We start from the raw sequence: 19,151 nt of genomic DNA, 5'->3' as shown, positions 1-19,151 counted from the left end.
CGCAGAGATCCCAACGATGAATTCCCCCACGCCGCCGCCACAGCGCAGCCTCGGTTCGCGCGCCGCCGGTGGCGCAGCGGTGACCATGATCGGCCAGTCGGCCAAGATGGTCGTGCAGTTCGGCGGCATCATCCTGCTGGCGCGCCTGCTGACGCCTTACGACTACGGCCTGATGGCGATGGTCACCGCGATTGTCGGTGCGGCCGAGATCCTGCGCGATTTCGGCCTGTCTGCCGCTGCCGTGCAGGCCAAGCATGTCAGCCGCGAGCAACGCGACAACCTGTTCTGGATCAACAGCGGCATCGGCTTGTCGTTATCGGTGGTGGTGTACGCCTCTGCCCATGTGATCGCCAATTTCTATAAAGAACCGGCGCTGGTGACGATCTCCCAGGCGCTGGCGGTGACCTTCCTGATCAACGGCATGACCACGCAGTACCGCGCGCATCTGAGCCGCGGGCTGCGGTTTGGCCAGGTTGCGCTCAGCGATGTGGGATCGCAGGTGCTGGGCCTGGGTGCGGCCGTCGCTGCCGCCTTGCTGGGCTGGGGCTATTGGGCACTGGTGGTGCAGCAGGTGGTGCAGGCGGTAGTTAATTTCATCATCGCGGCGAGCTGTGCACGCTGGTTGCCGGGTGGGTACCAACGCTCGGCGCCGATGCGCGACTTCATGAGCTTCGGCTGGAACCTGATGGCTGCGCAGTTGCTGGGCTATGCCAGCCGCAACGTCGGCCAGGTCATCATCGGTTGGCGCACCGGCCCGGATGCACTGGGCCTGTACAACCGTGCGTTTCAGTTGTTGATGATGCCGTTGAATCAGATCAACGCGCCGGCCACCAGCGTGGCGTTGCCGGTGTTGTCGCAGCTGCAGGACGACCGCGAACGCTTCAGCGCCTTCCTGCTGCGCGGGCAGACGGTGATGGTGCATCTGATCGTCGCGCTGTTCGCCTTCGCCTGCGCGCTGGCCATGCCGCTGATCGTGCTGGTGCTCGGCGAGCAGTGGCGCGAGGCGGTGCCCCTGTTCCAGGTGCTGACGCTGGGCGGTATTTTCCAGACTGCGTCCTATGCAACCTACTGGGTGTTCCTTGCCAGGGGCCTGATGCGCGCGCAGTTGCTGTTCTCGCTGGTCAGCCGCATCGTGCTGATCGGCTGCATCTTCGTCGGCTCGCGCTGGGGCGCGATGGGCGTGGCGATCGGCTACTCGTTCGGCCTGCTGGTGACCTGGCCGTTGTCGCTGGTCTGGGTCGGCAAGATCTCCGACGCACCGGTGGTTGCACTGTTCACCAATGCGGTGCGTGCGATGACCGCGTATGGCGTGGCGGGGGTGTGCGCGTATTACGCATCCATCACCGTCGGTGGCCCGCTGTGGCAGCAGCTGGCTGTCGGTGCGGCCGCGATGGCGGCGGTCTGTCTGCTGGCGTTGGCGATCTGGCCGGCGTTCCGCCGCGACGTCGTTGCCATCCTCAACATCCGCAAGTTGCTCAAGCAGGCCAAGGCACGCCAATGAGATCGACATCGTCTTCGCCTGCGTTCTTGCATGCTTTCTCCCACTCATTCATAGGACACGGCCCATGAGCGATACACCCGCCGCCGCTTCCGGCATTCGCCGGCCTTGCTATCTGGTCTTGTCCGCCCACGACTACCGCACGCCACGCCGCGCCAACATCCACTTCATCACCGATCAACTCGCGCTGCGTGGCACCACGCGGTTTTTCTCGCTGCGCTATAGCCGGCTGTCGCGCATGAAGGGCGACATGCGGCTGCCGCTGGACGACACCGCAAACACCGTGGTGTCGCACAAGGGCGTGGAGTGCTACCTGTGGCGCACGACGGTGCATCCGTTCAACACGCGCCGCGCCTGGCTGCGTTCTGTCGAAGATGCGATGTTCCGTTGGTATGCCGCGCATCCGCCACGCCAGTTGCTGGACTGGATGCGCGAGGCGGACGTGATCGTGTTCGAAAGCGGTATCGCGGTGGCCTTCATCGAGCTGGCCAAACGCATCAATCCGGCAGCGAAGCTGGTCTATCGCGCTTCCGACGGCCTGAGCACGATCAATGTCGCGTCCTATATCGAGCGCGAGTTCGATCGGGTCGCACCGACGCTGGATGTGATCGCATTGGTGTCGCCGGCAATGGCGGAAGAAGTGGCAAGCCGCGACAACGTGTATCACGTCGGCCACGGTGTGGATCACAACCTGGATCAGCTGGGCGACCCGTCGCCGTATGGCGAGGGCATCCATGCGGTTGCGGTGGGCTCGATGTTGTTCGATCCGGACTTCTTCGTGGTTGCCAGCAAGGCGTTCCCGCAGGTCACGTTCCATGTGATCGGCTCGGGCATGGGCCGGCATCCCGGCTATGGCGACAACGTGATCGTCTATGGCGAGATGAAGCACGCCGAGACCATCGGCTACATCAAGCACGCCCGTTTCGGGATCGCACCTTATGCATCTGAGCAGGTGCCGGTGTATCTGGCCGATAGCTCGATGAAGTTGCTGCAATACGATTTCTTCGGCCTGCCTGCGGTGTGTCCGAATGCCGTCGTGGGGCCGTATCAATCGCGTTTCGGCTACACTCCCGGCAACGGTGAGTCGGTCATTGCGGCCATCAGTCGCGCGCTGGAAGCACCGCGCGTGCGTTACCGCCAATGCCTGAATTGGTCCGACACCACCGACCGCGTACTGAATCCCGGTGCGTATCCAGAAACCCGTTTGTACCCGCAGCAAGATGGCGCAGCTGTGCGTGCTTCTTCGGAGGCCGCGCTCTCGCACTGATGCAGCGCACCCAACTTTAGAAGGAGACTGCTCGTTATGGCCAATGCTTTGCTGCAGAAATGGATCGAACATGCGGAACGCCGTGCCTTGTTCTGGTGGCAGCCGAAGAACGCTGGCGTCAACATGGGCGATCATCTGTCCAAGGTGATTGTGTCCTGTGTGCTCTCCTTGCAGGACAAGACGCTGATCGAGAAGCGTGATCTCAGCAAGAAACTGATCGCCATCGGGTCGGTGCTGCATTTTGCCAAGGACGGCGACACCGTCTGGGGCAGCGGCATCAACGGCAAGATTCCCGCCGAGCGAAATACCTTCAGCACGCTCGATGTGCGTGCAGTGCGTGGTCCGAAGACGCGTCAATTCCTGCTCGATCGCGGGATTGCCGTGCCGGAAGTCTATGGCGACCCCGGTCTGCTGACACCGATGTTTTTTCCGGCTGATGCGCTGGGAACGGCAAACAAGCGTCCCTTCGCCATCGTTCCGCATTTCAACGAGCCGGTCGAGAAGTACAGCGCGTACGCGGACCATCTGGTATTTCCCAACGTCAAGCCTGCAACCTTCATGAGTGCGTTGCTGGGCGCCGAGTTGGTGATCAGCAGTTCGCTGCACGGGCTGATTCTTGCCGAAGCGTACGGGATTCCGGCGGTGTACCTGGACTGGGGCAACGGCGAGGATCGCTTCAAGTACGACGACTACTACAACGGCACCGGACGCATGCAGTGGCACTCGGGCAACAGCGTGGAAGAGTGCCTGAAGCTTGGCGGTAACGGCGATTTCGATCTGGAAAAACTGCAGGCCGGGCTGCTGGCCGCGTTTCCTTACGACCTTTGGTGATTCGATGATGCAGGGCCGGCACGTGGATACGGAGACGACAGCAACCGCCAACACGGCGATGCCGCAGGGCGTGGTGATTCCGCTTGGCGGATTTCCGGTGCTCTCCACCACGCAGGAAGCATTTGCACTGGAGTTGTTTCACGCATTGGCCGCCCGGCAACCACGCCGGGTCTTTTTTGCCAACACCAATTTCATCGTGCAATGCCAGGCACTGCGGTTGCGGATGCGCGAGCCCAGCGTGCGCATCGTCAATGACGGCATCGGCATGGATCTGGCAGCGCGCCTGATCCATGGCCGCCGCTTTGCCGGCAACCTCAATGGCACCGACCTGATTCCGTATCTGTGTCGCGAGGCCGCGCAGCCACTCAAGTTCTTCCTGCTCGGCGGTCGTCCGGGCGTGGGCAAGACCGCCGCCGCGACCTTGACCGGAACACTGGGCCAGCAAGTGGTGGGCATGTGCGACGGCTATGGCGAATTTGCTGCCGCCGGCGAGGGCCTGGCCGAGCGCATCAATCGCTCGGGCGCCGATGTGCTGCTGGTGGCCTTCGGCAACCCGCTGCAGGAGCGCTGGATCCTGGACCACAGCCATGCCTTGAACGTCCCGCTGGTGTTCGGGGTCGGCGCGTTGCTGGATTTCCTGTCCGGCACCGCCAAGCGTGCGCCGGATTGGGTACGGCGCCTGCATATGGAATGGATGTACCGGCTGCTCAACGAGCCGCGTCGCCTGCTCAAGCGCTATAGCTGGGATCTGCTGGTGTTCTTCCGTACCTGCCTGCGTGCGGGCAAGCACCTGCCGTGATGCATGCGCGGGGTCGGCTGGCTTAGCATGTAGGCATGCATCCGACCGCCGCCAACCTGATCCGTTCGCTCGAACTCGCCCCGCATCCCGAGGGCGGGCATTTCCGTCGCGTGTATGCGTCTGCGCGCCAGGTGAGCGATGGCGGCCAGCCGCGCCCGGCGCTGACCGCCATCCGCTTCCTGCTTGCTGCCGGCGAGTCCAGCGCCTGGCATCGCGTCGATGCGGAAGAAAGCTGGCATTGGCAGCAGGGCGATGCGCTGGAGTTGTCGATCTACGACGAGGCCAGCGGACAGCTGCAACGCCTGATCCTGGATGCCGCCGAGCGCGGCGAGCCGATGCACGTGGTGCCGGCAGGGTGCTGGCAGGCGGCGCGGTCGCTTGGCGCTTTCACCCTGGTGGGCTGCACGGTCTCGCCGGGATTCGTCTGGGAAGGATTCGCGCTGCTCGACGGCGCCTCGCCGCTGGCTGCGCACCTGGCCAGCCTGGATCCACGCTGAGCCATCGGCGGCTGCGGCGGCGAACATTTCCCTAACGCGGCCATGGCCGGCTTGGCGTAGTGTCCGCGTTCTCACACAGGGGGCGAGACGTGATGCGAGGCCAGCGGGCGGGGTGGGGCATGGGAATGATGCTGGTGTCGTTGCTGGTGTCGTTGCTGGCGTCGGCCAGCGATGGCACGACGCCGCCGCCGGCCGCGCCATCGCCGCCGGCCGTGGTCGATCTGGAAGCGATGGTGGTGCGCGGTGTGCAACCCGGCCCGGGCCTGTGGAAGGTCAGCAAGGGCGATCATGTGCTGTGGATCCTGGGCACCGTGTCGCCGCTGCCGAAGCGGCTGCAGTGGCAGTCGGCCGAGGTGGAAACGATCATCGGCCAGTCGCAGCAGGTGCTGATGGCCCCGACCGTCCAGATCGATGCGGACATGGGGTTCTTCGGCAAACTGACCCTGCTGCCGTCGGCGATGAAGGCGATGAAGAACGAGGACGGTCGCGAACTGCGCGAGCTGCTGCCGGCCGATTTGTATGCGCGCTGGTCGGTTGCCAAGGCACGCTATCTCGGCAGCGACCGTGGGGTGGAGCGCAAGCGCCCGATGCTTGCCGCCGGCGAGTTGTATCAGGCAGCGATCAAGCGCTCCGGCCTGGCGCGCTCGCCGGTGATCTGGTCGGTGGTGGAGCGTGCCGCCAAGCGCGCCGGGATCAAGCCGACCCCCACCGCGCTGGATTACAAGATCGCCGACCCGCGCCAGGCCATCAAGGAGTTCCGCGCCGGTGGCATGGACGATACCGCGTGCTTCCGCAGCATCCTGGTCACCGTCGAGCGCGACCTGCCCACGATGGTCGAGCGCGCCAACGCCTGGTCGGTGGGCGACATCGAGGCACTGCGCCAGTTGCCACGCGAAGATCCGCAGGCCGCCTGCATGAGCGCCATGGCCAGTTCCGGCGCCGCCAGGAAGCGCGGCATCGACGATCTGGAACGGCGCATGCGCGAGCACTGGCTGAGCATCGCCACCACCGCGCTGCAACGCAATCGCAGCACCTTCGCGGTGCTGCCGATCAGCCGGCTGACCGCAGCCGATGGCTATCTGGCGCGGCTGCAGGCACTGGGATATGCGGTGGAAGCGCCTTGACACGTCGGCACGACTGCCCGGCGGTTGTGGTCTAGAACGAGGTGGCGATCGACTGACCGATCGCCGTCCTCGCAGGCAGTCCATACGCATTGCGCGCTCCGGCGATCGATCGGCTCGACCCACGCCAGCCACGGTATGCTGCGCGCCTTGTCCAACGAGACCTCCGTGTTGAACGCATTGCCGCTGCGCATTCTGGGCACCGGGCGCCATGTCCCCGCCACGGAGGTGACCTCGCAACAGCTGGATCAACGCTGGCAGCTGCCGGCAGGCACCACCTTCGCGCGCTCGGGAGTAGCCACGCGCCATTACGTAGGCGAGGGCGAGACGGCTTCGTCGATGGGTGCGGCGGCGGCGACCCAGGCGCTGGCAAGCGCGGGCATCGACCCTGGTCAGATCGATTGCCTGATCTCGGCCTGCAGCGTCATGGAGCAGCCGATTCCCTGCCAGGCGGTGCTGATCCAGCGCGCACTCAGGCTGGGCGATTCGGGCATTCCGGCCTTCGACGTCAATGCGACCTGCCTGAGCTTTCTGGTGGCGCTGGACATGGCCGCGAATGCGTTGGCGCTCGGGCGCTACCGATGCGTGTTGATCGTTTCCAGCGAGGTGGCATCGGGCGGGCTGGAGGCATCGACGCCAGCCACCGCCGGCTTGTTTGGCGATGGCGCGGCCGCGGTGGTCGTGGGGCGCAGCGCCGCCGATGACGGCTCGGCACTGCTGTCCAGCCGCCTGTCCAGTTACGGCGACGGCGCGGAGCTGTGCCGCATTCGCGGCGGCGGCACTCGCTATCCGCGCGGCGAAGAACAGTCGCCCGAGGCCTTGCGCAGCTTCAGCATGGATGGGCGTGGCGCCTACCGGTTCGCGGCGCGCCATCTGCCTGCGTTCTGGGAGCGGTTGCTGGGCGAGGCCGGCACCACCACGGCAGCGTTGCGCTGCCTGGTCCCGCACCAGGCCTCCGGTGGCGGCCTGGATCATGTGGTGCAGGCGCTGGGGCTGCGCCCCGATCAGGTGATTCGCATCCTGCAGGCCACCGGCAACCAGGTCGCCGCCTCGCTGCCGCATGCCTTGCATCACGCCCGGATCGAACAGCGCATGCAGCGTGGCGATCTGGTTGCGCTGCTCGGCACCGGTGCCGGGCTGGCAATCGGCGGCATGGTGTTGCGGTACTAGAGCATGTGCGCATGTTCCGACCAGGTCGCGCCCTGATGCCGCCGCGCGTGTCGCTCGAGTTGCTGCGCATCGGCCATTGCCGCCATTGCGAGCGCATGGTGCGTGCGGACGGCCACTGGCATGCGGTGGAATTCCCCGCGTTGAGCGTGCTGATCCGACATCCGCAGCGCGGCGCGCTGTTATACGACACCGGGTATGCCGAGCATTTTTTCCACGCGACCGATCCCTGGCCCGAGCGCCTGTATCGCTGGACCACGCCGGTGCACCTGCCCGCGCACGAAACGCTGGGCGCACAGCTGGCACGCCGTGGCGTGCAGCTGGAGGAGATCGCCTGGTGCCTGATTTCGCACTTCCATGCCGACCATGTCGGCGGTCTGCGCGATCTACCCAACGCGCGCTTCCTGTGCCTGCGCGCCGACTATCAACAGTTGCGCAGTTGTTCGCGCCTCGGCGGCCTGCGGCGTGCCTTGTTGCCGCAGCTGCTCCCCGAGGATTTCGATCGACGCCTGCAGTTTGCCGAGCAGGCGCCGTTGCGTGCGCTGACCGGCGCCTGGCAAGGTCTGGGCGCGGCCTACGATCTGTTCGAAGACGGCAGCGTGCTGGCCGTGCCGTTGCCCGGGCACGTGCCCGGGCAAATGGGCCTGTGGTTGCGCGATCAACACGACCGCGAGGTGTTGCTGTGCGCCGACGCGGTGTGGTCGTCGGCGACCTGGTCTGCGCTGCAGTGGCCTGCCTGGCCCACACGTTTGTTGATGCACGACTGGCGCGCGTTCCGGCGCACCGTGCAGCAGCTGCACGCGCTGTCGCATGCACACCCAGAGTTGGCCATCCTGCCGTCGCATTGCCAACCCAGCCTTGACCGTTATCAACCGGAGTGGCGATGAGCCTGCGTATTCTCGTGACCGGTGCATCCGGCTTTGTCGGTGGTTCCTTCCTGCGACGTTTCCAGGGGCAGCCGGGTGTGGAGATCCACGGCATCGGGCGTCGCACCAGCGATCTGCCCAACTACCATCGCATCGATCTGAGCCAGCCGTTCTCGTTGCAGTGGCAACCGGATGTGGTGATCCACGCTGCGGCATTGGCCTCGCCGTGGGGCACGCGTGCGCAGTTCCAGTTGCACAACGTCCAGGCCACCGCCAACGTCATCGATTTCTGCAAGCGCCATGGCTGCCCGCGTCTGCTGTATGTGTCGTCCAGTTCGGTGTTCTATCGCGAGGAGCATCAATACGACCTCAGCGAGGACAGTCCGATCGGGCCGACGTTCGTCAACACCTACGCGCAGACCAAATACCTTGGCGAAACGCTGCTAGAGCAGTATCCGGGCGACAAATCCGTGCTGCGCCCGCGTGCGGTGTTCGGGCCGGGAGACACGGTGTTGTTCCCGCGGGTGATCGCCGCTGCGCGCAAGGGGGCGCTGCCACGCTTCGTCGGCCAGGCGCAGCCGGTGATCGGCGACCTGATCTACATCGATACGCTGTGCGATTACCTCTATCGCGCTGCGACCGCGCCGCAGTTGCTGCCGGCCTACAACCTCACCAATGCGCAGCCGGTGGATCTGCAGCAGTTGCTGTTGGACCTGCTCACGCGCCTGCAGCTGCCGCTGCCGCGACGCGAGGTGCGCATCGCCACCGCACTGCGCATGGCCAGCGTGGTGGAGGCGGCGTATCGCGTGCTGCGCCTGCGCGGCGAGCCGCCGATCACGCGCTTCGGCGTGGGTGCGTTCGCCTATTCCAAGACCTTCGACCCACGACGCACGCTCGCCGATCTCGGGCCGCCCAGCGTCAGTCTGGAGCAAGGCATCGAGGCATTCGTGCGTTGGCAGGCGGCGCAGTGGGCGTAGTCGTTCCGATAGTGGCAGCTGCCTACCTGGCGGTGCTGATGGTCAAGACGGCTGCAGTGCTGTGGGTGCTGCGTGGTGCACGCGCACTGCCAGCGGGGGGCGCCAGCGCAACCCAGGCCGAGGTGGCGATCCTGCAGCCAGTGCTGGGGGGCGATGCGCATTTGCAGCAGGTCCTTGCGGCCAACCTGCAAGCGCTGCCGGACGCGCAGTTTGTCTGGTTGCTGGATGCAGACGATGTCCCGGGAAATAACGTTGCCGACGCCTTGGTTGCACTGCATCCGCATGCACGCATCCAGCGCATGCGGGTGCCGGCCGCGCCGGCCGGCATCAACCCCAAGGCCTGGAAGCTCGAGCACGCGCTGGCGCATGTGCGCGCGCCGATCAGCCTGATCCTCGACGACGATGCACAGCTGAGCGCCAGCGCGCTCGCACGCCTGCTGCAGGATCTGATCGACGCCGATATGGTCACCGCGTTGCCGTACTACCAGGACAGCGCCACGCTGCCAGGCCGGCTGTTGTCGCAGTTCGTCAACAACAATGCGGCACTGACCTATCTGGGCTGGCTGCCGTTCGCCGCGCCGCTGACCATCAACGGCATGTGCTATGCCGCGCGTACCGAGCAGCTGCGTGCCTGGGGCGGGTTTGCTGCGTTACTGCAGCAGCTCACCGACGATCTGGCCGTTGCCACCTTGGTGCGTGAGCGCGGCGGGCGACTCCGCCAATCCGTCGCGCCGGTGGCGATGCGCACCGCGATGCCGGATCTGGCCAGCTACGCACGCCAGATGCATCGATGGATGCTGTTCGCGTTGATCCTGCTGCGTCGGCAGAGCGTGGGCCTGCGTTCGGCGATCGGCGTGCTGCAGGGGCTGCCGCCGTTGCTGCTGCTGGCCTTGCTGGTCTGTGCCTGCGTGCAGGCGAGCTGGCCGGCGCTGGCCTGGGTGCTGGGCACCTTGCTGCTGCGTGCGCTGCTGCTATGCCTGGTGCAATGGCGGGTGACCAGTGCGGTTCGCCACCGTCCGCTGCTGTCGGTTGTTGCGGAGTGCCTGCAGCCACTGCATCTGCTGCATGCGGCGCTGGTGCGCACGATCCGCTGGCGCACCCGGCGTTATCGCGTGTTGCCGGATGGGCGTTTCCGTGCGGACTGACGGCGCCAGCCTGCAGATCGCCTTCCTCACCGGGCAAAGCGATCCGGAGAGTTGCGCATTGAGCATGCAGCAACAGCATTTTCTGCAGCAGCTGCAAGGCCCGGGCCGGCGGCTGATCGACTGCAATTATCCGTATCGCTCCGCTAGTCCACCGCACCGGCACATGCCGCTGTGGCGCGCCAGCGTGTCCAACGCGCACCAGTATCTGGCCGCGCGCGCCGCGCGCGTTGCCGATGCAGATCGCTTGCGCGTGGTGGCGCTGCTGGAGCAGGCGCCGACGACGATACTGCTGGCCGGCAGTTGTGGCCTGCAGCTGCTGACAGCCTTACGGCTGCCGCAGGCGCTGCGCACGCGTCTTGCGGTGTTCGCCTATGGCCCGGTATGCGATGCGCCTGCCGCGTTCGGGCAGTTGCGCGTGGTCCAGGGCAGCGGCGACTGGATCTCGCGCGCGCTGTTCGCCGGTGCGCCCGATCTGACGCCTGCCTGCGGGCATCTGCACTATCTGCGCGATGCGACAGTGCTGGTCGAGTGCCAGGCCTTCATCGCGCAGGTCGAGCAGGCAGTGCAGGGGAGAGAACATGCGCATTGATCTGATCGCGCCGCCGTATAGCGGGCATCTGCATCCGATCCTGGCGATCGCCCGGCAGCTGGCGCCACATCACGATGTCCAGGTCATCAGCACGCCGGCGGCACTGGCGCGCATCCGTGCATGCGGGCTGAGCGCGGTCAGCGTGCTGGATGCGCAAGCCGATCGGCAGTTGCTCGATATCGCCAATCCACCGCATGCGGTAGGCCACAATCCCTTGCGGCTGCGCCGGCAGTTGCACAGCGCGCTTGGCCTGATGGCGCGGGTGGGCGATGCGGTACGGCAGCGCTGGCGCGAGCGGAGGCCAGACCTGGTGATCGCCGATTTCACCCTGCCCAGCGCGGGGCTGGCAGCGCAGGCGATGGGCATCGCCTGGTGGACCAGCATGCCGTCGCCATGCGTGATCGAAACCGGCGACGGGCCTCCGGCGTATTTCGGCGGCCTGCTTCCGCCATCCACGGCAGCGCAGCGGATCTGGCAGGCGATGGCGCGGTGGCTGACGCGTGGCTTCAAGCGGAGCCTGCACCTGTGTTACCGCCGTCAGATGCGCGCATCCGGATTGCCGGCGATCTATCGCAGCGATCGCAGCGAGGCGGTGTATTCGCCGCACTGCATCCTGGCCCTGGGGCTGCCGTCGTTCGAGTTGGCACGGCGCTGGCCGGCGGCGGTGCGCTTCGTCGGCCCGCAGCTGTGCACGCCGCCAGCGGCGGTTGCGCCGCCGCAGTTCGTCCCCGGTCGTCGGCATGTGCTGGTGACGCTGGGCACGCATCTGCAATGGGTCAAGCAGCGGATGGACCACGTGCTGCGTGCGGTGGCGCTGCAGTTTCCGCAGGTGATCTTCCACTTCAGCGATGGCGATACCGCCGCGGCGCCAGCGCAGACGCACGGCAACTACCAGCGCCTGCCGTACGTGGACTACGCGCAGCAGCTGCATCGCTACGACCTGGTGGTCCACCATGGCGGTGCCGGCATCCTGTATGCCTGCCTGGCCGCAGGCTTGCCGTCGATCGTCTATCCGCTTGACTATGATCAGTTAGACCATGCCGCGCGTCTGCACAGCGCAGGTGCGTCGTGGTGGCTGCGCGAGTTGAGCGGCCTGCCTGCGCTGTTGCGCGAGGCACTGGATGCCACCGAGCTGCCAGCGGGCGTACGCAGATTGCAGACGGAGCTGCACGACATCGATGCGCAGGCGCGCATCCTGCGGCTGGTGGATACGTTTGCACGCACTGGGGCGGTGCCGCAGGTCTGATGCGTTATCGCGCGGGATCGGTCGTGTTGCGGGTCACTACGTCAGCGTCAGCATGCGGCATCCGTCATTGCCGGCACGGGCAGGCGATTCTGCAACCGCCTGCCGCAACTGCCGCCGTATGTGACCCGCGCAGGCCTCAGCCTGCAGCGGCATTCAACGCGGGCGCCTTGCCTGCCATCAGCTGTGGCCAGCGCTTGAGCACCGCAGCGCGGATGCCGGCCTGGTCGATGCCGGCCTCGGCCAGCAGGTCTTCGCGGCTGGCGTGGTGCTGGAAGCTGTCCGGCAGGCCCAGATGCAGCATCGGCATGGTGACCGCTTCGGCGTTGAGCAGCTCGGCCACGCCGGAGCCGGCGCCGCCGGCAACGACGTTGTCTTCGATGGTGACGAAGCCTTCGTGGCTCTTGGCCAGTTCCAGCAGCATGGCTTTATCGAGCGGTTTGACAAAGCGCATGTTGACCACGGTCAGGCCGAGTTCGCGGCCGACCGCTTCTGCCGCATCCACGCTGGCGCCGAAACCCAGCAGGGCGATGCGTGTGCCGCTGTGACGCAACTGCGCCTTGCCGATCGGCAGGCTGGTGAGCGATGCATCGAGTGCGCTGCCCGGGCCGGTGCCGCGCGGGTAACGCACTGCCGCCGGGCCTTCGTAACGCACGCCGGTGGTGAGCATCTGACGGCATTCGGCCTCGTCGGCCGGCGCCATCACCACCATGTGCGGGACGCAGCGCAGAAAGCTCAGGTCCAGGTTGCCGGCATGGGTGGCGCCATCCGGGCCGACCACGCCGCCGCGGTCGATCGCGAACAGCACGTCGAGCTTCTGCACCGCCACGTCGTGCACCAGCTGATCGTAGCCGCGCTGCAGGAAGGTGGAGTAGATCGCCACCACTGGTTTGGCGCCCTGGGTCGCCATGCCGGCGGCCAGCGTCACCGCGTGTTGCTCGGCGATCGCCACGTCGAAATAGCGCTGCGGGTATTCCTTGCTGAAACGCACCAGGCCCGAGCCCTCGCGCATCGCCGGGGTGATCACCAGCAGCTTGGGCTCGGCCGCGGCCATGTCGCAGACCCAGTCGCTGAAGACATCGGTATAGGTCGGCTTCTTGGCGCCGGCCTTGGCGACCAGGCCCTTGCTTGGATCGAACGGACCGACGGCGTGGTAACCGATCTGGTCGCCTTCGGCCAGCTCGTAGCCCTTGCCCTTGGTGGTGATCACATGCAGCAGCTGCGGGCCCTTGAGCGTCTTCAGGGTCTTCAGTGCGCCGACCAGGCCGGGCAGGTCGTGGCCGTCGATCGGGCCGGTGTAGTGGAAGCCCATTTCCTCGAACAGCGTGGACGGCACGAACATGCCCTTCCAGTGTTCTTCCCAACGCCGCACGAAGCGCGCGGTGGGATTGTTCTTCTTGTCGCCGAGGATCTTCTTGCCGCCCTCGCGGATGGCGTTGAGGGTGCGGCTGCCGCTGGCACGCCCCAGCATCTTGGTCAGCCCGCCGACCGCTTCGGAGATCGACATGCGGTTGTCGTTGAGGATCACCAGCAGGTTCGGCTCCGGGTCCATGCCGCCGGCATGGTTGAGCGCCTCGTAGACCATGCCGGCGGTCATCGCGCCGTCACCGATCACCGCCACCACCTTGCGCTCGTCGCCACTACGCTGCGCGGCGATCGCCATGCCCAGCGCGGCCGAGATCGAAGTCGAGGAGTGCCCGACACCGAAGGTGTCGTAGACGCTCTCTTCGCGCTTGGGGAACGGCGCCACGCCGTCCTTCTGCTTGACCGTGTGGATCTGGTCGCGGCGGCCGGTAAGGATCTTGTGCGGATAGGTCTGATGGCCCACATCCCACACCAGCTGATCGACCGGGGTCTGATACAGGTAGTGCAGGGCGACGGTGAGTTCGATCACGCCAAGGCCGGCCGCGAAATGCCCCCCGCTCTTGCCCACCGATTCGATGAGGTAGGCGCGCAGCTCTTCGGCGATCGCGGTCAGATCGGCCTCGTCGAAAGTGCGCAGATCGTCGGGGGTCTGGATGCGGGACAGGCGCGGATAGCGGGTGGAGTCGATCATCATCGTGTCAATGTTCTGAAGCCGTATTGTCCTCCCCATGCGAAGGCCCGGCAAGCAAACCGGTTCAGCTGTCAGCGGGAAGTGATGGCCGAGCCTGCTGGCAGCGCAGGCGCGCGCGCCGGGTTCCAAGGGCTGCGGCAATCTGCCGCACCCGGGTCAGCGGCCTGGGGGATAGGTCAGGGTTGCCTGGCCGTCGTATGGCTTGCGGGTGGAGCCGGCGCACAGGGGAGAACGGGTAGGAGGCCATACGAGGCAATGCGCCGTCGTGAGCCGATACGCTCGACACCGTCGACGATGCCTTTCTCTCGATCGGCCATTGCCAACGGTCGTATTTGGCGCTCGGAGCATCGCGCCGAGCCGGCATGGCGGACTACAGCGACAGTTTCGAGCGCTTGGGCAACTGCGCGCGCAGGAACGCCATCTGGTCGGAGAGGATGTTGCGGTTGGACAGGATCAGATGTTCGATCCAGCTCGGCCGGTACGGCACGGCCAGCAACGGCATATGCGCCTGCTGTGGTGTCCGGTTGGCCTTGCGCGAGTTGCACTGGAAGCAGGCGGTGACCACGTTCTCCCAGCTGTCGCGGCCGCCCTTGGAGACCGGCATGACGTGATCGCGGGTCAGATGCGGGCGACTGAAGTGCTGGCCGCAATACATGCACAGCTGCGAGTCGCGCGCGAACAGGGCGGTGTTGCTGAGCGTCGGCGTCGGGTCCAGCGCACGCGAACGCGCGTGCCCGCGCGCTGCGATGATGGGATGCAATTCCAGCACGCTGCGCGCGCCGGTCAGGCGCGAGATGCCGCCATGGATCTGCATGCAGGGCTCGCCCAGCGTCCAGGACACCGCATCGCGTGCGTACAGACAGGCGGCGTCCTGCCAGTTGATCCAGTCCAGTACGCGACCATGCGCATCGAGCGACAGCAGGCGCAAGGTGGGAAGTTGCTGGATCGCAGCGACAGCGCTGCCCGCGACCGGAGCAGAAGAGCCTCCGGGGAAGATCACATCACCTGCGTGCGTGTCTGTCTCCATCGGGAAAACAGCTTATACCCGATCGTTGACAGTTTGTGTATTGCAGCGACTGGCTTTGGCGCGCGTCTTGCAATCACTTGCAGTCAGAGGTCAGCACGTCTCCGCCCAGCCACCCCGGCCGCCGCGCTGCGCAACCATGTTCTGACGCCTTGCAGGCCTTGCTAAGCCGTGTAGGAGCGCACCCGGGCGCGACGTCTCGCCGATCGGTACTGCCTCGTCGCGGCCAGGTCCGCTCCTACGACAGCGGCGGAATCCTGGGATGTTGCTGTAGGAGCGCACCCGGGCGCGACGTCTCGCTGATCGGTACCGCCTCGTCGCGGCCAGGTCCGCTCCTACGACGGCGGCGGAGTTCTGCGATGTTGCCGTGGGAGCGCACCCGGGCGCGACGTCTTGCCGACCGGTACCGCCTCATCGCGGCCAGGTCCGCTCCTACGACAGCGGCAGCCCGCCGCGATGATGGCGCTTGCTCAGGCTTCGCCGAACAACTCCGCTTCCAGCGTCATCAACGGCGCTGCGCCGCTGCGGATGGTGGCGGCATGGGTCAGCGTACGCGGCAACACGCGTGCGAAATAGAAGCGGGCGGTTTCGCGCTTGGCGCGCTTGAACTCCTCGCTGTGCGCGGAGGCATCGGCAGCGGCCACGCTGCGCGCCCACCAGTACGCCAGCACGACATAGCCGGAATAGAACAGGTAGTCGTAGCTGGCGGCACCGAGTTCGTCCGGGTTGCGGGCGGCGCGATCGAGCACGTCGCGGGTCAGCATCGCCCATTCGCTGCACTTGTCGCGCAGTGGCTTGATGAACTCGGCCAGTGCGGCATTGCCTTCCTGCGCATTGGCGAAGGTTTCCACATCGGCCAGGAACAGCTTCAGTCCCGCCGCCTGGCTGGCAGCGGTCTTGCGGCCGATCAGATCCAGCGCCTGGATGCCGGTGGTGCCTTCGTAGATGGTGGTGATGCGTGCGTCGCGGGCCAGCTGCTCCATGCCGTATTCGCGGATGTAGCCGTGGCCGCCGAAGCACTGCAGCGCGTGGTAGGTGTTCTCGATCGACCACTCGGTCTGGCAGGCCTTGGAGATCGGGGTGAGGAAGCTCACCAGGGTCTCGGCGTCGGCGCGTTCCTGCTCGGTGGCGCCGCGGTGGGCCACATCGACCAGGCTGGCCGCGTGCAGCGCGAGCAGGCGGCTGCCTTCGGTCAGCGACTTGATGGTCAGCAGCATGCGGCGCACGTCCGGGTGCACGATGATCGGGTCGGCCGGCTTGTCGGGGAATTTGGCACCGCTGAGCGCGCGCGACTGCAGGCGCTCGCGGGTGTAGCGCAGCGCGTTCTGATACGCCCGCTCGGACAGGCCGATGCCTTGCAGACCCACACTCAGGCGCGCGGTATTCATCATCGTAAACATGGCCTGCAGGCCCTTGTGCGGCTGGCCGACCAGATAGCCTTGCGCGCCTTCGAAGTTCATCACGCAGGTCACCGAGCCCTTGATGCCCATCTTGTGCTCGATCGAGCCGCAGTGCAGCGCATTGCGTTCACCCACGTTGCCGTCGCGGTCCACCTTGAACTTGGGGGTGACGAACAGCGAGATGCCCTTGGCGCCGGCCGGTGCGTCCGGCAGTTTGGCCAGCACCAGATGCACGATGTTGTCGGTGAGGTCGTGCTCGCCGGCGGTGATGAAGATCTTGGTGCCGGTGATGGCATAGCTGCCGTAGGCGTTGGGCTCGGCGCGGGTCTTGAGCAGGCCCAGGTCGGTGCCGCAATGCGGCTCGGTCAGGCACATGGTGCCGGTCCAGCGGCCGTCGATCAGCGGCTTGAGGAAGACATCCTGCTGCCAGGTTTCGCCGTGCTGACGCAGCGCTTCCATCGCGCCGTGCGAGAGCAGCGGGAAGTTGCCCCAGGCCAGGTTGGCGGCGTTGATCATTTCGCTCAACGGCACGCCCAGCGTGTGCGGCATGCCCTGGCCGCCGAATTGCGTCTCGGCGGTGAGCCCGTTCCAGCCGCCTTCCACGAACTGGTCGTAGGCCGCACGGAAGCCGGGCGGGGTGGTCACCGCGTGGGTGCTCTTGTCGAAGGCACAGCCGATTTCGTCGCCGATGCTGTTGAGCGGCGCCAGCACCTGCGCGGTGAAGCGGCCGGCCTCTTCGAGCACGGCGTCGATGATGTCGGTGCTGGCGTCGGCATAGCCGAGCCGGGCGAACAGGGCCTGCGCGCCGAGCACGTCGTGCAGGGCGAAGCGGAAATCGGTCAGCGGGGCGGTGTAGCTGCTCATGCGGGATCCTTCAAACGAGTGCGGGAAGGCGTGCGCGTCAGCGCAGCACGCCGTTGAGGCCGGGGGCCGGGCTCAGCGTGTTGCGCGACTCGACGCTGAAATCGCGCTGCTTCTTGTCCTGCGGGGTCGCCCACACCGTGCCCTTGAGCGAGTAAGGCAGCGAGCGGCCGCCGGCGAGCACATCGGCCACGGTGAGGCGGCCCAGCGAGGTCGGCTGCACGCTGACGGTTACCACGTCGGCGGTTTCCGGGCCGATCGACATCCCCACCGCCTGGTCGAGCTTGCCGGCCACCTCTTCGCCGGCAGAAATTTCCAGCGCCACGCGCTCGAACTGCATCGGGATGCTGCTGTAGTTCTGCAGGCGCAAGTCCACCGACCAGGAGCCGTCGGCACGCACGGTGAGCTGCTGGATGCTGGCCGCCGGCTCGGACACGCGGCGGACCGCACCTCCGCAGGCGCTCAGCAGCAGGCTGCAGGCCAGCGACACGATCAGGAGACGGTAGGCACGACGCATGTACTGAGGTCCTTGGCGGGTGTAAGGCGGCGCCAAGAATACTACGCAGTACGGACGCTGCCTTGCTGCCTTGCGGCGTGTCCGTGCGCAGGCGTTGCGGCACACCACGCAGCACGGCCTGCGTTCAGGCTGCTGGCGTCAACGCAAGGGCGCAGCCACGATCAGCGGCGACAGGTCATAGCCCATCTGCGTGGCCTGACGCTTGAGTTGCTCCAGCTGCGCGCGCGGCATCTGTGGCGAGCGCGACAGGATCCACAGGTATTTGCGATCCGGCTCGCCGACCACCGCCCACTGATAGTCAGGGTCGAGGGCGATCACCCAGTAGTCCGCCCAGACCAGCGGCAACCAACTCAACCATTCCGGCGCAAAGCGCACCTGCAACTGCCCGGCGTGGCCGGCGACCGGTTTCGCCACTCCCTCGGCCTGCGCCATGGTGCCATCGGCGGTACGGCAGCCATTGCGCACGCCGATCAGTCCGTCGTCGCGCAAGGTGTAGCTGGCGGTGATGTCGCTGCGGCACTTCTTCTGGAACGAAACCGGAAGATGCGCGATCTCGTGCCACTGCCCGGCGTAGCGGGAGATGTCCAGTTGCGGCACTGCGCGTACCGGCTGTTGGGCCGCGGCCATCAACGGCAGCAGCATGGCGAACGACAACAGCAGGCGGGGCAGGCGCATGACAATCTCCTCGGGACCTGCGCAGGCTAGGCCATGCCGCCCGCCGCGCGGCGTGAACCGGTGCAGGAAAGCACGGTCGCCGCGCCGGCCCGCAACAAAGTTCATCACAATGCTTGCTCAAACTGCGCCTGCTCGCTATGATGCGCGTCCTCGCAACGCAGGCAGCATGTTGCGATAGTGGCCGAGTAGCTCAGTTGGTAGAGCAGGGGATTGAAAATCCCCGTGTCGGCGGTTCGATTCCGTCCTCGGCCACCATTTCCAAGCCTTCGTTCGCAAGGCTTCCCGGCAATCGCCGGATGTGCAAACTCTCTTCCCTGTTTTTGTTGACGCCAAGTTGCAGCGATTGCTGCGGATGGATTGCTTGCGTTTGCCGGCAGACCTGTCGCCTGCGGCTGGGCGAACTGCTGTGTTGCTCCGTGCTGTGACGCCAGCCCCTGGGCGGCGCGTGCGCGCTGCTCAAACTCCAGCTGCTGAGCAGCGCCCGATTGTTCCTTCTCCCCTAGGGAGAAGGTGCCCGACGGGCGGATGCGGGTACGGCCCGCCTTTGAATGGGCTTGGCAGATTGCGTCCGGTGAATGACCCAAGGGGTTGGAGCCGGATCGCGCGCTGCCAGATCGC

17 protein-coding genes and 1 tRNA gene are annotated in these 19,151 nt (G+C 66.2%); 13 read left to right on the top strand and 5 right to left on the bottom strand.

The features are described 5' to 3' along the window. Nucleotides 1-16 precede the first annotated feature (16 nt). The 12 genes from AC1PLA_RS13110 to AC1PLA_RS13055 all read left to right on the top strand — a co-directional run bounded on the left by AC1PLA_RS13110 (nucleotide 17) and on the right by AC1PLA_RS13055 (nucleotide 12,003). Nucleotides 17-1,501 carry a lipopolysaccharide biosynthesis protein gene (locus AC1PLA_RS13110; protein WP_047128908.1) on the top strand — a complete coding sequence of 495 codons (1,485 nt, stop codon included), beginning with the start codon at nucleotides 17-19 and terminating at the stop codon, nucleotides 1,499-1,501. Between the two features lie 64 nt (nucleotides 1,502-1,565). Beyond that, entirely contained in the window at nucleotides 1,566-2,765 is a 1,200-nt protein-coding gene (locus AC1PLA_RS13105) for a GumK N-terminal domain-containing glycosyltransferase (protein WP_024937922.1), read from the top strand. A 36-nt stretch (nucleotides 2,766-2,801) separates the two neighbouring features. Continuing rightward, complete coding sequence (locus AC1PLA_RS13100; protein ID WP_039522111.1) at nucleotides 2,802-3,596, top strand: polysaccharide pyruvyl transferase family protein; 795 nt, start codon at nucleotides 2,802-2,804, stop codon at nucleotides 3,594-3,596. Nucleotides 3,597-3,600: 4 nt separating this feature from the next. Beyond that, complete coding sequence (locus AC1PLA_RS13095) at nucleotides 3,601-4,395, top strand: WecB/TagA/CpsF family glycosyltransferase (protein WP_126967782.1); 795 nt, start codon at nucleotides 3,601-3,603, stop codon at nucleotides 4,393-4,395. Nucleotides 4,396-4,430: 35 nt separating this feature from the next. Beyond that, nucleotides 4,431-4,892 (top strand): cupin domain-containing protein, encoded by a 462-nt coding sequence (locus AC1PLA_RS13090; RefSeq protein ID WP_481104704.1) that lies wholly within the window; start codon nucleotides 4,431-4,433, stop codon nucleotides 4,890-4,892. A 92-nt stretch (nucleotides 4,893-4,984) separates the two neighbouring features. Then, nucleotides 4,985-6,016 (top strand): TraB/GumN family protein, encoded by a 1,032-nt coding sequence (locus AC1PLA_RS13085; RefSeq protein WP_481104703.1) that lies wholly within the window; start codon nucleotides 4,985-4,987, stop codon nucleotides 6,014-6,016. A gap of 135 nt (nucleotides 6,017-6,151) precedes the next feature. Next, nucleotides 6,152-7,183, top strand: coding sequence for a 3-oxoacyl-[acyl-carrier-protein] synthase III C-terminal domain-containing protein (locus tag AC1PLA_RS13080; protein ID WP_481104702.1), 1,032 nt, complete (start codon nucleotides 6,152-6,154; stop codon nucleotides 7,181-7,183). A gap of 35 nt (nucleotides 7,184-7,218) precedes the next feature. Next, the gene (locus AC1PLA_RS13075; RefSeq protein WP_481106199.1) at nucleotides 7,219-8,067 is read left to right on the top strand and encodes an MBL fold metallo-hydrolase; all 849 of its coding nucleotides are present in this window, start codon (nucleotides 7,219-7,221) and stop codon (nucleotides 8,065-8,067) included. Then, nucleotides 8,064-9,023, top strand: coding sequence for an NAD-dependent epimerase/dehydratase family protein (locus AC1PLA_RS13070; protein ID WP_481104701.1), 960 nt, complete (start codon nucleotides 8,064-8,066; stop codon nucleotides 9,021-9,023). The genes AC1PLA_RS13075 and AC1PLA_RS13070 overlap by 4 nt, the downstream gene beginning before the upstream one ends. Continuing rightward, nucleotides 9,014-10,168 (top strand): glycosyltransferase family 21 protein, encoded by a 1,155-nt coding sequence (locus tag AC1PLA_RS13065; protein ID WP_481104700.1) that lies wholly within the window; start codon nucleotides 9,014-9,016, stop codon nucleotides 10,166-10,168. The genes AC1PLA_RS13070 and AC1PLA_RS13065 overlap by 10 nt, the downstream gene beginning before the upstream one ends. After that, nucleotides 10,146-10,757, top strand: a complete 612-nt coding sequence (locus AC1PLA_RS13060; protein WP_481104699.1) for a hypothetical protein — start codon at nucleotides 10,146-10,148, stop codon at nucleotides 10,755-10,757. Before AC1PLA_RS13065 ends, AC1PLA_RS13060 begins: the two co-directional genes overlap by 23 nt. Then, complete coding sequence (locus tag AC1PLA_RS13055) at nucleotides 10,747-12,003, top strand: glycosyltransferase (RefSeq protein WP_481104698.1); 1,257 nt, start codon at nucleotides 10,747-10,749, stop codon at nucleotides 12,001-12,003. The genes AC1PLA_RS13060 and AC1PLA_RS13055 overlap by 11 nt, the downstream gene beginning before the upstream one ends. A gap of 136 nt (nucleotides 12,004-12,139) precedes the next feature. Here AC1PLA_RS13055 and dxs read toward each other — a convergent pair whose 3' ends face one another. From dxs to AC1PLA_RS13030, 5 genes are all read right to left on the bottom strand, one after another. Then, a complete protein-coding gene (dxs, locus tag AC1PLA_RS13050; RefSeq protein ID WP_481106198.1) occupies nucleotides 12,140-14,056 on the bottom strand; it encodes a 1-deoxy-D-xylulose-5-phosphate synthase in 1,917 nt (638 codons plus the stop codon). Between the two features lie 370 nt (nucleotides 14,057-14,426). Continuing rightward, nucleotides 14,427-15,083 (bottom strand): HNH endonuclease, encoded by a 657-nt coding sequence (locus AC1PLA_RS13045; protein ID WP_047128903.1) that lies wholly within the window; start codon nucleotides 15,081-15,083, stop codon nucleotides 14,427-14,429. A gap of 467 nt (nucleotides 15,084-15,550) precedes the next feature. After that, on the bottom strand, nucleotides 15,551-17,344 hold the full coding sequence (locus tag AC1PLA_RS13040; RefSeq protein ID WP_481104697.1) for an acyl-CoA dehydrogenase C-terminal domain-containing protein: 1,794 nt from the start codon (nucleotides 17,342-17,344) through the stop codon (nucleotides 15,551-15,553). Nucleotides 17,345-17,381: 37 nt separating this feature from the next. After that, complete coding sequence (locus tag AC1PLA_RS13035) at nucleotides 17,382-17,858, bottom strand: LEA/WHy family protein (protein ID WP_481104696.1); 477 nt, start codon at nucleotides 17,856-17,858, stop codon at nucleotides 17,382-17,384. Between the two features lie 138 nt (nucleotides 17,859-17,996). Then, on the bottom strand, nucleotides 17,997-18,533 hold the full coding sequence (locus AC1PLA_RS13030) for a lipocalin family protein (RefSeq protein WP_481104695.1): 537 nt from the start codon (nucleotides 18,531-18,533) through the stop codon (nucleotides 17,997-17,999). A 179-nt stretch (nucleotides 18,534-18,712) separates the two neighbouring features. On the opposite strand from AC1PLA_RS13030, the gene AC1PLA_RS13025 reads away from it, so the two are divergent. Continuing rightward, nucleotides 18,713-18,788: transfer RNA gene (locus AC1PLA_RS13025), tRNA-Phe, on the top strand. The last annotated feature ends 363 nt before the right edge of the window (nucleotides 18,789-19,151 follow it).

Source organism: Xanthomonas sp. NCPPB 1826 (assembly GCF_056725285.1).
This window is presented reverse-complemented; position numbering and strand designations above follow the sequence as displayed.